The following is a 14947-nucleotide window of genomic DNA, read 5'->3' on the forward strand; positions in this document are numbered from 1 at the left end:
TAGTTTTTATAAATTGACAACGTCCACCTCCTTCTTTTTTAATTTTATTCATCTCATATTTTCTACTTATTTGTCTTCGTTTCTGTTTTAATCTTTTTTCTAATTTTTTAACAGTGTTATATCATAATCTTTCAATATTTTATAGATTTTTATATGAAGTTATATATTATTCACAACAGATTTAACACTCCTATTTTTTTCTCTTAATTACAATATATCTCTTTGGATCTCTTCCCTCACTATAAGTATCTAGTTCAGGATATTTATTAATTACTTCGTGAATTATCTTTCTCTCTCTTGGTGGCATAGGATTTAATCTTACTGGCTTAGTAGTTTTTAAAGCTTTTTCTGCCATTTTCTTACCAAGCTCTCTCAATGTTTCTGTTCTTTTAGCCTTAAATCCTTCTACATCAACCTCTATTCTATACTCCTTCATAAGGGTATTCAATAGATATTCAAAACTATTTAATGTCTTACCTTTCTTACCAATGATAATTCCGTTGTCTTCTCCATAAAGATTAACTAAATAATTTCTGTCGTTTATTCTATCGACTTCAACATCTAAAACCAAACCAATATTTTCTAAAAGCTCTTCTGCTTTAGCTTTTATCATATTAGTTGCATCTTTTCTCTCTTTTTTACTCTCTTTTACCTCTGACTTTACTTCAACATCCTGTTTTTTCTTAGTTTCAGTCTCTTTAACTATCTCTTTTTCTACTTTTGTTTCAGTTTTTTTAACCTCTTTTTTTACTTCTTTTACTTCAGCCTTTAAGCTTTTATCTATCTCAATTTCATAGATCCCTTCTCTGTTAAATAAACCTAAAAAAGATCTACTCTTTTGTTTCTCAACTACTTTTTTAACTTGTTCAGGAGTTGCTTCCATAATTTTTAATGCTCTAGTTATAGCTTGTTCCTGACTCATAGCCTTTATCTCTATCACATTACTCATACAATTAATCTCCTTTTTTCATAATCAAGTATTGTTGTACTACTGAAGCAACACTTGATGTTAACCAATAAATTTGTAATCCTGCTGGCATTTTGTAAGATATAAACACCATCATTAGAGGGAACATATACATCATATTCTTCATTTGAGGATTATCTGATGATCCCATTAATTTTTGTTGGAAAAATGATACTACTCCATTTAAAACAGGTAATATATAATAAGGGTCTGGATTAATTAATTGCATCCATAAAAATGTAGATTCCTGAGGAACATTTGCAGGATTTCTTAATACTCCAAACAATGCCCATAGTATAGGAAGTTGTATCAATAATGGAAGACATCCTCCCATAGGATTAACTTTATGTTTCTGATATAACTCCATAGTTTTTTGATTTACCATTTTAGGGTCATTTTGATATTGTTGTTTAATCTTTTCAAGTTCAGGTTGTAATGCCTTCATACTCTTCATAGATCTATCTTGTTTTAAAGTTAATGGAAGTAATATAATTTTTATAACTATTGTAGCTAATATTATTGCCACTCCAAAGTTTCCTGTTAAGCTATGCATTAAATTTAAAAGAGCAGAAATAGCCCCCGTTAATAAACCATAAATATAACTCATTAATCCTCCTAATTTTTTCTCTCACATTTTTTCTCTTTTTTTTCTGGTACAGGATCATACCCACCAGGATGAAAGGGATGACATTTCAAGATTCTTCTCACACCTAAATATCCACCCTTTATTATCCCAAATCTCTCTATTGCCTCATAAGTATAAGCTGAGCAAGTGGGATAAAATCGGCAATTTTTGCCTAAAAATATAGATATATACTTTTGATAAAACTTAATCAATAAAAGTATAATTTTTTTCATAGTTATTTTTCCTATTTAAATAATTTAACATTTTTAAGAACTTTATTCAAATCTTTTTCAATATCAAAAAAACTTAGTTTTTTAATATTCTCTCCTGCAGTTCTTTTAGCCACAAAAATAATATCATAACCATCTTTTAAATTCTCTTCATTTTGACGATAATATTCTCTAAACAATCTTTTTAATCTGTTTCTACAAACGGCATTTCCAGTCTTCTTACTTACAACAAAGCCACATCTTTTTAAATTACTATCATTTCTCTTAAAAAAAATAAGAGAGTAATAACCAAAACTTTTTCTTCCCGAATTGTAGATTATTTGAAACTCTCTGTCTTTCTTCAAATTATTCATGATTATTATTCTCCTAATAATACGCTATTTCCGATAAAAGGCTCTTGTAAAAACCCGGTGATATATAACACCGGGTTCTATGCTGATAATACTTTTCTACCTCTAGCTCTTCTTCTTTTTAATACTTTTCTACCGTTTTTAGTAGCCATTCTAGCTCTGAACCCGTGATCTTTTTTTCTCTTAGCTTTATTTGGTTGGTATGTTCTTTTCATTCTTTTTCACCTCCGAAAAAAATTCTATATTTCAGATAAAAATTTTATAGTATTTTTGTCATTTTGTCAAGTATTTATTGAAAAATATCAAAAAATAAAAAATAACAAACCATAACCTAGTATGTTTTTTTGTATATTGTTTTTTGTTTTATGTACAGACCAAGATAAAAATTTTTTTAAAAAGAGCCCTTATTTTTCAAGGGATAAATGAGAATTATTTCAAAAAAATATTAATGATCGTATACAAAAGCTAAAACCTAGATATTATAAGGGATTTTAAAGATTAAGATAAAACAAATCCTCTATTTATAAGACTTTTATACATAATAAAAATATTAATGTTCATATACAAATTAACAAATCCCTATTTTTATTGGAGTTTAAAGTAAAATATATATAAGACCCTTTGAAAAATAAGGATAAATGGAAGTATTTAAATATTATTGTTTATATACATTAGATAAGATACTTAATTTTTCTATGTTTCTATATGATATTTAACTATTCATTAGTGAAAAACTTTAGAAAAATTGGACTTCTTAGAAAAATAACTTTTATTAATATTCATATACATATTTTAAAATCCCTATTTTTATTGAGTTTTCTTTGGAAAGAGAAGTTATATAAAAATTACTAACTCAACAAAATAAAGGTTTATAAGAATATTATATAATTTTAAAAATATTATTGTCAATATACATAAAAAATGGTATATTATTGATTATATACATTTTTGAAGGAGATAATTTTATGAAAAAAGACGAGAAAGCAACTTCAGATGAATTAGATAGTTTTAATATTGTCAAAACTGGATCTTTGTTAGAGGATATTAAAAAAGTTGAGGTTAAACTGAATGAAGTTCCAGACATTGAAGTAAAAGAAGTAGTAATAAAAGAGACAGGAAATTTTTTAAATCTAAAAGATAATATAATAAATATTCCCGTAGAGATGATTGTTTTTCCATTTTTTACTCCTCAAAAACAGAATAAGAGAATAAATTTTCAATACTCATTTGAAGATTTAGGGGTTACAATGTCATGTACATTGATAGCTAAAGACAGTAAAGATAAGGTTTTTCAACCCTCTATATTCGAAGAGAAGATATATACATATTTGATCTCAATGTATGAATTAAAAAAGGAGATCAATGATACAGATGACTATATAGAGTTTGAAATTTCAGATTTTATTGTAAACTTTTTGGGGAATAAGATGAACAGAACCTATTATACCAAGGTTGAACAAGCATTGAAAAATCTAAAGAATACTGAGTACCAATTTGTAGTTTCAAATCATACGAAGTTAGGAAATTACAAGTTTGAAGATGAGGAGTTTAAACTTCTAACTTATCAAAAGTTAGAAAAGGGAAGAAAAAAATATTATAGAGTGACTCTAAATAAAAATATCAGACAGAAGATAAAGGATAAGAGATATATTAAATATAATTCTAGATCCTTATTAGAGATACTTACAAAAGATCCTATAGCTGGAAGAATCTATAAGTATATCAGTAAAATAAGATACGATAAAGATAGAGATAGAATGAATTTGAGAACTCTAGCTGCAATTATTCCTTTAAAAACTGAACAAGTAACAGAGAGACCAAACAAAAATGGTGAGATGAAACAGTATGTTCTTTGTAGACTAAAACAGGTACTAAAAAGAGTTGAAAAAGCCTTCGATGTCTTAGTAGAGTTAGGGTATATTTTAAACTATACATCACAATATACCAAAGAGGAGGATACTTACTATTTAGATTATATTTTTAACAGAGAAAAAGATGGAAATTGTCACGTTTCAACATATATTGAAAATAAAACAGTTCCAACTCCAAATGCTAAGAAAAATATTTACTATAACAAAAATGATAGTATAGAAGATGCTGAAATAGTTGAATTTGAAAGTGAAAAAACTCCTGTTAAAGAGAGTGTGCCTGTAAAAACAACGAAAAAAGTTACAGATACTACTGAGTTTACAGATGAGATACTAGATAGAATCAAAAAAGCAAAAAGAAATATCTATGTACAAAAAGCTTGGGATAAGAGAACTGATACTAAGATTAAGAAGATCTTTAAAGAAGAGGGAGAGGAAAAAACAAAAGAGGTTTTAAATATTCTGTACAAGAACTTAACTGGAAATATAAAAACAACACTAGTACAGTATATAAATGGAGTATTAAAAAATCTATCTGCCAATGAAAAAAATAACAATAAGCAGAATTTGACTCTATTCTCTAACATTTTAAAAGAAAAGGGACTAAAAAGTAAGAAACAAATAAATCAAGCTAGAAGAAACCAAAAGAAAACTGTGTTAAGTAACATTTCTGAGATAATAGATGATAAAAATGTACCTAAGAGCATTATAGAGGAATTTGAAAGTTATGATGAGTATGAAAAATTAAAAATAGAGGAGAAAGCTTTAGAGCTTTGTTCTAATGAGATGGGAGTAGATATTAACTTCTTACTAGCAATGAAAGTCAAAACACGTTCAATATATATAGGTGCAATAAAAGATTATATAGAGAGAGTTATGAAAGAGGAAAAGGAAGAGAAATAAAAATTCAATGTATATAATCAATAATAAAAAAACCAAACTTCATTGTTTGGTTTTTTTTGTAATATATCTATTTTTTACTAGAAACCCAATAGACAATAGATGATACTAAACCAGGATTTCTATATCTATGAGGAGTGTTTTGTTTGATAAAAATTGAATCGCCTTCATATAAGTGATATAGAGCACTATCTAATTCTATCTCTAACTCTCCCTTGATAACAATACCGATCTCATCATAGCTATGACCCCAAGTCATATCACTAAAAGAACTCTCTTCATCAATTGTAATTGCTATTCCATTTAAGCTTGCTTTTTTGTTTAATAAACTTTCAACTTTTATGTTTGTTTCAATATTTTTTAAAATCTCTTCTCTCTCAGTAGCTCTAGTGATTGGATTAGTACCAACTTCTTCATCAAGTATCTCCATTAGATTTATTCCTAAAGCTGAACAGATCTGCTGTAAATTATTAATTGATGGGCTGTTAAGATCTCTTTCAATATTACTTAAAAATCCGATCGAAAGCCCAGTAATTTCTGATAATTGTTTTAAGGTGTAGTCCTTATTCTTTCTAATTGCTTTAATTTTTTCCCCTAGTTTCATTAATGGCTAGTCCTCCAATTCAAAAAATCTAATCATTAAAATTATAACATAAAGATCAATTAAAGTAAATTCTAAAAAGCCAAAAAAGGAAAAAATAGTGAAAAAAATTACAATATTTTATAACAACAATATTAAAAAAATTTCAAAAAAATGGAAGTTTAGTATAGTGAAAAAAATATTATTATAATAAAGAAATTATATAGAATCATTGGTTTATTAAACAATAAAAGGCTGCAACAGTGGTGTTTTCTGAATAAAACATTTCATTAAAGTGAAAAAATTCTTGAAATATTTTAGATGTTGTGTTATACTTTTTATGTATTTAAAAAAACGATAATATACGTAAAGAGAACGAAATATATCGTAAAGTTATGTTTAACTTTTGTAAAGTAAAATCAAACGAAGAAGGAGAAAATGATGGACGTTATTAAAGGAGTAGTTTTATTATTTGTGGTTTTAGGAGGATTTTCATTATTCAGTATGAAAGCACCAAGAGGAATGAAAGCTATGGGAGCTTTAGCAGGAGCAGCAACAGCAAGTTTCCTAGTAGAAGCATTCCAATTGTATGTTGGTGGAGATCTTTTTGGAGTTCCTTTTTTAGGAGAAGTTGGTAAAGCAGCAGGATCAATGGGAGGAGTTGCAGCAGCAATATTAGTACCATTAGCATTAGGAGTTAACCCTACATATGCAGTATTAACAGGAGTTTCTGTAGCAGGATTTGGAATATTACCTGGATTCTTAGCTGGATATATTTTATCATTTGTAATTCCAAAGATAGAAGAAAAAGTACCACAAGGTTTAGATCTAATATTTGTAATATGTTTTATGGCACCAGTAGCTAGATTGATAGCATCAGTATCTAACCCTATAGTAAACTCTACTCTATTAAATATAGGAAGAATATTAGAATCTGCATCACATTCTAGCCCAATTTTAATGGGAGTTATCTTAGGTGGAGTAATAACTGTAGTAGCAACTGCACCATTATCATCAATGGCTTTAACAGCTATGATGGGATTAACAGGTGTACCTATGGCAATTGGAGCATTATCAGTAATGGGATCATCTTTTATGAATGGAGTATTTTTCCACAGAATGGGATTTGGAGATAGAAAAACTACAATAGCAGTAGCTATAGAGCCATTAACACAGGCAGACGTAATTTCAGCAAACCCAATACCAGTTTATGTAACAAACTTTATAGGTGGAGCATTAGCAGGAGTTGTAGTAGCTCTTTTCGGACTTGTTAACAATGCAACAGGAACAGCAACACCAATAGCAGGATTGATGGTAATGTATGGTTTCAATGATCCAATTACAGTAACAAAAGTTGCTTTAATGTGTGCGGCTTCAGGAATACTAGCAGGATTTGTAGGATCATTAATATTCAAAAATTATAAAATTAAAACTGTAGAAGAGATAAGAGGTAAAAATTAATGGATAGCTTAAAGGAATTATTTAAAATAGGATGTGGACCTTCAAGTTCTCATACAATGGGTCCAGAAAGAGCAGCAAAGAAATTTAAAGCAGAAACTGAAGGAGCAAACTTATATATAGTTGAACTTTATGGAAGTTTAGCAGCAACAGGTAAGGGACACTTAACAGACTGGATAATAGAGGAGACTTTAAAACCTGTTAAGACAGAGATAATCTGGATGCCAGAGTTCATACATGAGTATCACACTAATGGAATGAAATTCATAGCTTTAGATAAAGATGGAAAAGTTATGAAAGAGTGGTTAGTATTCTCTGTTGGTGGAGGAACTATAAAAGAACTTACTGATAAAAGAAGTGGAGCAGGACAATGCTATAATCTAAATAAAATGGATGATATTATGGCATGGTGTAAAGAGAATAATAAAGAGTTATGGGAATATGTTGAGTACTGTGAAGGACCTTCTATTTGGGAGCATTTAAAAAGTATTTTAGATACAATGAATGCTGCTGTAGATAGAGGAATAAGAAAAGATGGAGTTCTTCCAGGAAAATTAAGATATAAAAGAAGGGCGAAAGAGATTTTTGATAAAATTGACAAGAAAAGAAATTATCTTGTGTTGACAAAGAAGATTTTTGCATATGCTTTAGCAGTGTCAGAGGAAAATAGTAGTGCTGGAACAATAGTTACAGCTCCAACTTGTGGAGCAGCTGGTGTAATACCAGGTCTTTTAAGAGCTCTTATAGAGGAGTATCAATTAGATGAGACAACAGCATTAAGAGCTTTAGCAATAGCAGGATTAATTGGTAACTTAATAAAGGAAAATGCTACAATATCAGGAGCTGAAGGTGGTTGTCAAGCTGAGGTAGGAGCTGCATGTTCAATGGCTTCAGGAATGGCTGTATACATCTTAGGTGGAACTACTGAGCAGATAGAGTATGCTGCAGAGATGGGAATGGAGCACCACTTAGGAATGACTTGTGACCCAGTTGGTGGATATGTACAAATTCCTTGTATTGAAAGAAATGCAATTGTTGCAGTAAGATCTTTAAATACAGCTGACTATGCTCTTTCAACAAATGGAGATCACACAATAAGTTTTGACCAAGTAGTTATAACAATGAAAGAGACAGGAGTAGATATGTGTTCTGCATATAAAGAGACATCTACTGGTGGTCTAGCTAAGTATTACGATAAATTCTTAAATGATGATTCAGAAAATTAATTGTATATAATCAATAATAAAAACACAAGATATTGTGTAAAAAAAAGAGTCAATTTTGACTCTTTTTTTATTTATTCAATATTAGTTGAGAATTATTAATATCATGTTCTCTAAAAAATAATTCAATTTTACTTTTAGCATCTAATAAATATTTAATAATAAGCTTACTTTTTTCATCAGTAAATCTAAAAGAAGGTGCACTAACACTTATTGCAGCAATAATATTATGACCATTCATTAGAGGAACACTGATACAACTTAATTCTTCGTTTGCCTCGCCATATTCAGTAGAAATGTGTGTTTTTTTTATCATTTGAAGTTGCTCAAAAAGAGTGTCAAAATTAGTTATTGTATTTTTGGTATATGCTTTTAGACCTAGTGGATAAAAATTATTCAATTCATTTTTTGAATAATTAAATAACATAGCTTTTCCTAATGCAGTACAATAGGCAGGTAATTTTTTTCCAACAGATGATGTTATTCTGATTGGATTAGTAGAATCAACTTTAGCAACATATAAAACTTCACCCCCTTCTAAAATTCCCATTTGACAAATTTCATCAGTTTTTTTTACAACATATTCCATTTCAGATTTTATAAATTGTAAAGCATTCATATTTCCAATATATGATGATCCAATACAGAAAGAGTTTATCCCGATTGTATAGGTATATGTTTTTTCATTAAAAAAGATAAATTTTTTATTAGCCATTGTATGAATGATTGGAAGTATTGTGCTTTTAGGCGAATTTATTATTTCCGAAATTTCAGTTAAAGTTAATCCTTCCGGATTAGAAGCCAATGTTTCTAAAATATTTAAAACTCTGAGAGTAGGATTATGTTCTGTATTTTTCATATTCACCCCTTGTATAATAAAATATTATATAGATATTATATCAAAAATTATCTAAAAAAAGTAGCATATAATATTTTGAAAAAACTGTTCTTAATAAGTACAAAAAGTTTTTTAAAAAAAAGTATTGACAATTTTATAAAAATGTATTAGTATTCAAATATAGCAAGTACGTATATATAAAATCGATTTGTAAATACGAATTAAATGAAGTGTAAAAATAAAGGGGGGTAAATTATGATATTAAAATTTTTGCGAAAAGTTCCAGCAGGAATGATGATAGTTCCGTTGTTAATAGGATCTTTTATGAATACTTTTTTTCCAGCGGCCTTAAAAATAGGATCTTTTACTACCGCAACTTTTTCAAGTGCAGGAGCGGCAACAGCAATGGGAATTCAACTATTTTGTTTAGGTACTACCTTACAAATAGCAGATATGCCAAAAGTAATAAAACGTGGTGGAATATTATTAATTTCAAAATTTGTGATAGGAGCAGCAATTGGGATAGCTGTAGGGAAAATATTTGGATTTGCAGGAGTTTGTGGATTAACAACACTAGCAATAATAAGTGCTGTAACTAATAGTAATGGAAGTGTTTATTTGGCATTGATGAAAACTTATGGAGATACAACAGATTGTGCTGCAATGGCATTATTAGCGTTAAATGATGGACCATTATTAACTTTAATAGCATTAGGAGCATCTGGATTAGCAAACGTACCATTAATGGCATTAGTAGCAACTGTAGTTCCAATAATTGTAGGAATGATTATTGGAAATATAGATAAAGGAATGAGAGATTTTATGGCACCAGCAGGAGATATTTTAATTCCTTTTGTTGGTTTTACTTTGGGAGCAGGGATAAATTTAAGTAATGTATTAAAAGGAGGAGTTCCAGGAATAGTATTGGGTCTTATATCAGTTTTTGTGGGTGGAGCATTTATAGTATTTTGTGATAGAATGATAGGAAGAAGGCCAGGATATGCTGGTTGGGCAGTAGCAACAACAGCAGGAAATGCAGTTGCAGTACCAGCAGCAGTAGGAATAATAGATCCTGCATGGGCTCCATATGTAGGAGAGGCAACAACACAGGTAGCTGCGGCAGTAGTTGTAACAGCAATATTGGCACCTTTAATGACAAATTATTGGGCTAAAAAGTATGGATGTCCTAAAATTAATGAAGTTAATTAAAATATATTTTAAAAGGGAGGAAATAAATGAAAATAAATGCTGTAATAATTGATAAAAAAGATAATGTAGCAGTTGCAATTGAAATAATAAAGAAAGGAGAAGCTATATTTTATAAAAGAGATAATGAGGATATAGAGTTAGAAGCTTTAACTGATATTCAAATATATCATAAACTAGCAAATAAAGAAATAAAAAAAGGTGAACCAGTAATTAAATATGGAGAACACATAGGAATAGCAGCTAGAGATATAAAAAAAGGCGAACATGTACATGTTCATAATGTAGAAAGTCACAGAGAAGAATTATAACAGAAGGAGGATAGAGAGATGAAATTTTTAGGATATAGAAGACCAGATGGAAAAGTAGGAGTAAGAAATAAAATTTTTATATTACCAGCAAGTGTTTGTGCGTCTGATACTACTAGAATAATAGCATCACAAATAGAAGGTGCAGTAACATTTAATAATCAAAATGGTTGTTCACAAGTAACTGGAGACCAACAACTAACGATGGATATAATGGCAGGAATGGCTGCAAATCCAAATGTATATGGAATTATTGTGGTATCTTTAGGTTGTGAAAACTGTCAAATGGATTTAGTAGTTGATGCAATTAGACAAAGGACAAATAAGCCAATGGAGACTTTTATAATTCAAGAAAATGGTGGAACAATTACGACTATTGAAAGAGCAGTACGTGCTGGAAGAAAAATGGCACAAGAAGCATCAATGCAACAAAGAGAAGAATGTGATATTTCTGAATTAATAATAGGAACTGAATGTGGAGGGTCAGATCCAACAAGTGGATTAGCTTCAAATGTTTTAATAGGAGAATTAAGTGATCGTTTAGTAGAACTAAACTCAACATCAATTTTATCGGAAACAACAGAATTTATAGGAGCAGAACATATATTAGCATCACGTGCTAAGAATGATGAAGTTAAAACAAGAATTTATGATATAGTTCATAGATATGAGAGAGCACTTCAACTAGTAGGTGAAGAGGTAAGAATAGGAAATCCTTCTCCAGGAAATATAGCAGGAGGATTAACAACACTTGAAGAAAAATCATTAGGATGTATACATAAAGGAGGACATTCGGTTGTAAATGCTGTATTTGATTATGGAAAACCAATTACGGAGAAAGGTTTAGTAATAATGGATACTCCAGGTAATGATCCTTCATCAGTTGCTGGAATGGTAGCAGGAGGAGCACAAATAATAGTATTTTCAACTGGGAGAGGAACACCTACAGGAAATCCGATATCTCCAGTAATTAAAATTACTGGAAATAAATTAACTTTTGAGAATATGAAAGATAATATAGATATTGATGCTAGTCCTGTTATTTATGGACCTCAAACGTTAAAAGAATTGGGAAATGAATTACTAGATGAAGTAATAAGTGTAGCTAATGGAAAACAAACAAAAGCAGAGACTTTAGGATATACAGAAACTGCAATTGCAAGACTTTGTAATTATGTTTAATGATTATTTTTAAGAGAAAGATATGTTTTATTTATTTAAAACTAAATTTATAAAAGGATTATTTATGAAATTTATAAGATTTATAGCAAATAATGAAGAAAAAATAGGAGTATTAGATAAAACAGAATTAAAAATAATAAAATTATTTGATATTGAAAAAGCAGAAATAGATCCGATGATAACTATTATAAGAAATTTGACAAAACAAAATTTGAAAGACATTAGAGAAAAAATTAAAAATAAAGTAGGAGAATATAAATTAGAAGATGTAAAAATTTGTTCACCAATAAAAAAAACAATACATGATGTAATTTGTGTAGGTGTAAATTATAAAGAACACTTATTAGAAACTCAAAATAGATTTGATAATAATTTTAAAACTCCTTCAAAGATTGTTTTTTTCTCAAAAAGGTCAAAAGAAATAATAGGAACAAATGATTATATCATTAGTAAATTACAACTTGATAATAATTTAGATTATGAAGTTGAATTAGCAGTAATTATAGGAAAAGAGGGAGTAAATATATCAAAAGAAGACGTAAATGAGTATATATTTGGTTATTCTATATTTAATGATATTTCTTCTAGAAAATTACAAAAAGATCATATTCAATGGTTTAGAGGAAAAAGTCTAGATACTTATTCAATAATGGGACCAGTAATATTGCATGGTTCAGCAGTAGAATTGCCACTTGAATTAAACATTTCTTGTGAAGTAAATGGAGAGATAAGACAAAATTCAAATACTAGATTTTTTATTTCAGATATTCCAACGATAATATCTGAAATTTCTCAAGGGATGACTTTAGAACCTGGAGATATAATTATAACAGGAACTCCAGAAGGAGTAGGGGTAGGATTTGACCCACCAAAATATTTACAAAAAGATGATATTATAAAATGTAAAATAGAAAAAATTGGGGAGTTAATAAATAAAGTAAAATAAAGGAGCACAAATGGAAAAAGCAATGTATTTAACACCTGTAGTAACAGCGTTTGATAGAGACAATAATTTAGATATTCAAGGAAATAAAAATATTTGGGAACATCTCATAAAAGGTGGCATAGATGGTATAGTATTAATGGGAAGTACTGGCGAATTTTATTCAATGACAATGGAAATGAAAAAAGAATTGATAGATTTAGCAATAACAACTATAAAGAAAAGGGTAAAATTATATGTTGGAACAGGTTGTATGACAGTTGAAGAAACAGTAGAATTATCAAATTATGCTTTAAATAAAGGAGCAGATGCTGTAATGATTGTTGGACCGTATTATTTTGCACTATCTCCTGAAAGTATTGAATATTATTTTGACACAATAGCTAAAAAAATAAATGGTGATATATTTTTATATAATTATCCAGAAAGAACAGGTTACGATTTAACTGCTGAAATTACTTTAAATTTGATACGTAAAAATAAAAATATAGTAGGATTTAAAGATACTGTAAGTGAAATGGGACATACAAGAAAATTATTAACAACAATAAGAGAAGAGTTTCCACATTTTGTAGTGCTTTCAGGATATGATGAAAATTTAGCACATTTAATACTTTCAGGTGGAAATGGATGTATTGGTGCATTATCAAATCTTTATCCAGAAATTTTTTCAAAATGGGTAAAAGCACTTAATACTAAAGATTTTGAAGAAGTAAGTAGAATTCAGAAAGTTGTAAATAAGTTAATGAAAATTTATGAAATTGGAAATCCTTTTATAACAATAGTAAAAAAAGCGATGATATTACGTGGAATTGAATTACAAGAAAATAGCATAAAACCATTTTTAAAAGCAACTGATAAAGAAATTGAACAAATAAAACAACTTATGGAGACAGTAGAAAAAAATATTTAAGGATAGTATATACTATCCTTTTCTCTTAATTATAAAATTAATATTGACAAATTGAGAAAAAAGGGGTATTTAAAGAATAGGGATATAAAAATAATGGGAGGGAAAAAATGGCAAGATACATATTGAATGAGACAAGTTATTTTGGTTTAGGAAGCAGAGAGAATTTAGCAACTGAGGTAAAGGCAAGAGGGTATAAAAAAGCCTTACTTGTAAGTGACAAGATACTTGAAAGCTGTGGAGTATTAGATAAGGTAAAAAAAGTATTAGATGATGCTAATATAGCATATTCAGTATTTACAGAGATAAAACAAAATCCAACAGTTAAAAACTGTAAAGATGGATTAGCTGCATTTAATGTTGCAGGGGCAGACTTTATAGTAGCAGTAGGTGGAGGATCAGTAATTGATACAGCTAAGGCAATAGCTATTACAAAAAATAACCCAGAGTTTGAGGATATTAAATCTTTAGAGGGAGTAGCACCTACACACACTAAATGTGTACCTATAATAGCTCTACCTACAACTTGTGGAACAGCTGCAGAGGTAACAATTAATTATGTAGTAACTTTAGAAGATGAAAATAGAAAGATAGTTTGTGTAGATCCTAAAGATATACCATTAGTAGCAATAGTTGATGCTGAATTGATGTTAACAATGCCAAATAAAACAATAGCAGCAACAGGAATGGATGCTTTGACACATGCAATTGAAGGATATATTACAAAAGGGGCTCATGTAATTTCAGATATGTTTGAGATAAAAGCTATAGAATTAATATCAAAACATCTAAGAGGAGCTGTAGCTGATAAGAATTTAGAGGATATGGATGGAATGAGTATAGCTCAATATGTAGCAGGAATGGGATTCTCAAATGTAGGATTAGGAATAGTTCACTCAATGGCACACCCTTTAGGAGCTGTATATGATATACCTCATGGAGTAGCTAATGCACTACTACTTCCTACAGTAATGGAGTTCAATATGTCAGCTTGTATAGATAAATATGGAGATATAGCAAGAGCTATGGGTGTAGATACAACAGGAATGAGCAGAGAGGAAGCAGCTCAATCAGCAGTAGATGCAGTTAGAAAACTTGCTATTGATGTAGGAATACCACAAACACTTAGAGAGATTGGAATACCTGAAGAGGGATTACCAAAATTATCAAAAGATGCTTTAGCAGATGTTTGTACTGGTGGAAATCCAAAAGATGTAACTTTGGAAGATATAGAAAAACTATATAATAAAGTATATTAATATGTATATAAACAGTAATAAAGAAGAGGCTGTTGCAAACTGATGGTTTTTAAATATCAGTTGCAACGCCTTTTTCTTTTTTTGCAAAAAAATAGAAATC

At 29.2% G+C, this 14947-nt stretch carries 16 protein-coding genes; 9 read left to right on the forward strand and 7 right to left on the reverse strand.

Annotated elements, in window-relative coordinates:
• Positions 1-190: 190 nt before the first annotated feature.
• The 5 genes from ABNK64_RS10220 to rpmH all read right to left on the reverse strand — a co-directional run bounded on the left by ABNK64_RS10220 (position 191) and on the right by rpmH (position 2387).
• Positions 191-949, reverse strand: coding sequence for a Jag family protein (locus ABNK64_RS10220; RefSeq protein ID WP_349764291.1), 759 nt, complete (start codon positions 947-949; stop codon positions 191-193).
• 4 nt (positions 950-953) lie between these two features.
• Positions 954-1574, reverse strand: a complete 621-nt coding sequence (locus ABNK64_RS10225) for a YidC/Oxa1 family membrane protein insertase (RefSeq protein ID WP_300342207.1) — start codon at positions 1572-1574, stop codon at positions 954-956.
• Between the two features lie 8 nt (positions 1575-1582).
• Positions 1583-1825: a membrane protein insertion efficiency factor YidD gene (gene yidD / locus ABNK64_RS10230; protein ID WP_291256486.1), complete on the reverse strand. Its 243-nt coding sequence runs from the start codon at positions 1823-1825 to the stop codon at positions 1583-1585.
• 11 nt (positions 1826-1836) lie between these two features.
• On the reverse strand, positions 1837-2175 hold the full coding sequence (rnpA, locus tag ABNK64_RS10235; protein ID WP_291259688.1) for a ribonuclease P protein component: 339 nt from the start codon (positions 2173-2175) through the stop codon (positions 1837-1839).
• Positions 2176-2252: 77 nt separating this feature from the next.
• Entirely contained in the window at positions 2253-2387 is a 135-nt protein-coding gene (gene rpmH, locus ABNK64_RS10240) for a 50S ribosomal protein L34 (protein ID WP_005886225.1), read from the reverse strand.
• Between the two features lie 750 nt (positions 2388-3137).
• On the opposite strand from rpmH, the gene ABNK64_RS10245 reads away from it, so the two are divergent.
• Positions 3138-4943 (forward strand): replication initiator protein A, encoded by a 1806-nt coding sequence (locus ABNK64_RS10245; protein WP_349764292.1) that lies wholly within the window; start codon positions 3138-3140, stop codon positions 4941-4943.
• 67 nt (positions 4944-5010) lie between these two features.
• Here ABNK64_RS10245 and ABNK64_RS10250 read toward each other — a convergent pair whose 3' ends face one another.
• Positions 5011-5544 (reverse strand): helix-turn-helix domain-containing protein, encoded by a 534-nt coding sequence (locus tag ABNK64_RS10250; RefSeq protein ID WP_291256483.1) that lies wholly within the window; start codon positions 5542-5544, stop codon positions 5011-5013.
• A 417-nt stretch (positions 5545-5961) separates the two neighbouring features.
• On the opposite strand from ABNK64_RS10250, the gene ABNK64_RS10255 reads away from it, so the two are divergent.
• Positions 5962-6981, forward strand: coding sequence for a PTS sugar transporter subunit IIC (locus ABNK64_RS10255; RefSeq protein WP_300342214.1), 1020 nt, complete (start codon positions 5962-5964; stop codon positions 6979-6981).
• A complete protein-coding gene (locus tag ABNK64_RS10260) occupies positions 6981-8204 on the forward strand; it encodes an L-serine ammonia-lyase, iron-sulfur-dependent, subunit alpha (protein ID WP_349764293.1) in 1224 nt (407 codons plus the stop codon). Before ABNK64_RS10255 ends, ABNK64_RS10260 begins: the two co-directional genes overlap by 1 nt.
• 67 nt (positions 8205-8271) lie before the next feature.
• Here ABNK64_RS10260 and ABNK64_RS10265 read toward each other — a convergent pair whose 3' ends face one another.
• Positions 8272-9060 (reverse strand): IclR family transcriptional regulator, encoded by a 789-nt coding sequence (locus tag ABNK64_RS10265; protein WP_349764294.1) that lies wholly within the window; start codon positions 9058-9060, stop codon positions 8272-8274.
• 234 nt (positions 9061-9294) lie between these two features.
• On the opposite strand from ABNK64_RS10265, the gene ABNK64_RS10270 reads away from it, so the two are divergent.
• The 6 genes from ABNK64_RS10270 to fucO all read left to right on the forward strand — a co-directional run bounded on the left by ABNK64_RS10270 (position 9295) and on the right by fucO (position 14847).
• On the forward strand, positions 9295-10248 hold the full coding sequence (locus ABNK64_RS10270; RefSeq protein ID WP_349764295.1) for a 2-keto-3-deoxygluconate permease: 954 nt from the start codon (positions 9295-9297) through the stop codon (positions 10246-10248).
• 26 nt (positions 10249-10274) lie between these two features.
• On the forward strand, positions 10275-10556 hold the full coding sequence (locus ABNK64_RS10275) for a UxaA family hydrolase (RefSeq protein WP_349764296.1): 282 nt from the start codon (positions 10275-10277) through the stop codon (positions 10554-10556).
• Between the two features lie 18 nt (positions 10557-10574).
• Positions 10575-11735, forward strand: coding sequence for a UxaA family hydrolase (locus ABNK64_RS10280; protein ID WP_349764297.1), 1161 nt, complete (start codon positions 10575-10577; stop codon positions 11733-11735).
• Between the two features lie 22 nt (positions 11736-11757).
• Complete coding sequence (locus ABNK64_RS10285; protein WP_349764298.1) at positions 11758-12681, forward strand: fumarylacetoacetate hydrolase family protein; 924 nt, start codon at positions 11758-11760, stop codon at positions 12679-12681.
• 10 nt (positions 12682-12691) lie between these two features.
• Entirely contained in the window at positions 12692-13591 is a 900-nt protein-coding gene (locus tag ABNK64_RS10290; RefSeq protein ID WP_349764299.1) for a dihydrodipicolinate synthase family protein, read from the forward strand.
• A gap of 107 nt (positions 13592-13698) precedes the next feature.
• Entirely contained in the window at positions 13699-14847 is a 1149-nt protein-coding gene (gene fucO, locus ABNK64_RS10295) for a lactaldehyde reductase (protein ID WP_349764300.1), read from the forward strand.
• Positions 14848-14947 lie beyond the last annotated feature (100 nt).

This window comes from Fusobacterium sp. SYSU M8D902 (assembly GCF_040199715.1).
Classification (GTDB): Bacteria; Fusobacteriota; Fusobacteriia; order Fusobacteriales; family Fusobacteriaceae; genus Fusobacterium_A.

Coding starts and splice junctions, on each gene's coding strand:
- ABNK64_RS10220 (WP_349764291.1), bottom strand. CDS start 949: ATGAGTAATGTGATAGAGATAAAGGCTATGAGTCAGGAACAAGCTATA.
- ABNK64_RS10225 (WP_300342207.1), bottom strand. CDS start 1,574: ATGAGTTATATTTATGGTTTATTAACGGGGGCTATTTCTGCTCTTTTA.
- yidD (WP_291256486.1), bottom strand. CDS start 1,825: ATGAAAAAAATTATACTTTTATTGATTAAGTTTTATCAAAAGTATATA.
- rnpA (WP_291259688.1), bottom strand. CDS start 2,175: ATGAATAATTTGAAGAAAGACAGAGAGTTTCAAATAATCTACAATTCG.
- rpmH (WP_005886225.1), bottom strand. CDS start 2,387: ATGAAAAGAACATACCAACCAAATAAAGCTAAGAGAAAAAAAGATCAC.
- ABNK64_RS10245 (WP_349764292.1), top strand. CDS start 3,138: ATGAAAAAAGACGAGAAAGCAACTTCAGATGAATTAGATAGTTTTAAT.
- ABNK64_RS10250 (WP_291256483.1), bottom strand. CDS start 5,544: ATGAAACTAGGGGAAAAAATTAAAGCAATTAGAAAGAATAAGGACTAC.
- ABNK64_RS10255 (WP_300342214.1), top strand. CDS start 5,962: ATGGACGTTATTAAAGGAGTAGTTTTATTATTTGTGGTTTTAGGAGGA.
- ABNK64_RS10260 (WP_349764293.1), top strand. CDS start 6,981: ATGGATAGCTTAAAGGAATTATTTAAAATAGGATGTGGACCTTCAAGT.
- ABNK64_RS10265 (WP_349764294.1), bottom strand. CDS start 9,060: ATGAAAAATACAGAACATAATCCTACTCTCAGAGTTTTAAATATTTTA.
- ABNK64_RS10270 (WP_349764295.1), top strand. CDS start 9,295: ATGATATTAAAATTTTTGCGAAAAGTTCCAGCAGGAATGATGATAGTT.
- ABNK64_RS10275 (WP_349764296.1), top strand. CDS start 10,275: ATGAAAATAAATGCTGTAATAATTGATAAAAAAGATAATGTAGCAGTT.
- ABNK64_RS10280 (WP_349764297.1), top strand. CDS start 10,575: ATGAAATTTTTAGGATATAGAAGACCAGATGGAAAAGTAGGAGTAAGA.
- ABNK64_RS10285 (WP_349764298.1), top strand. CDS start 11,758: ATGTTTTATTTATTTAAAACTAAATTTATAAAAGGATTATTTATGAAA.
- ABNK64_RS10290 (WP_349764299.1), top strand. CDS start 12,692: ATGGAAAAAGCAATGTATTTAACACCTGTAGTAACAGCGTTTGATAGA.
- fucO (WP_349764300.1), top strand. CDS start 13,699: ATGGCAAGATACATATTGAATGAGACAAGTTATTTTGGTTTAGGAAGC.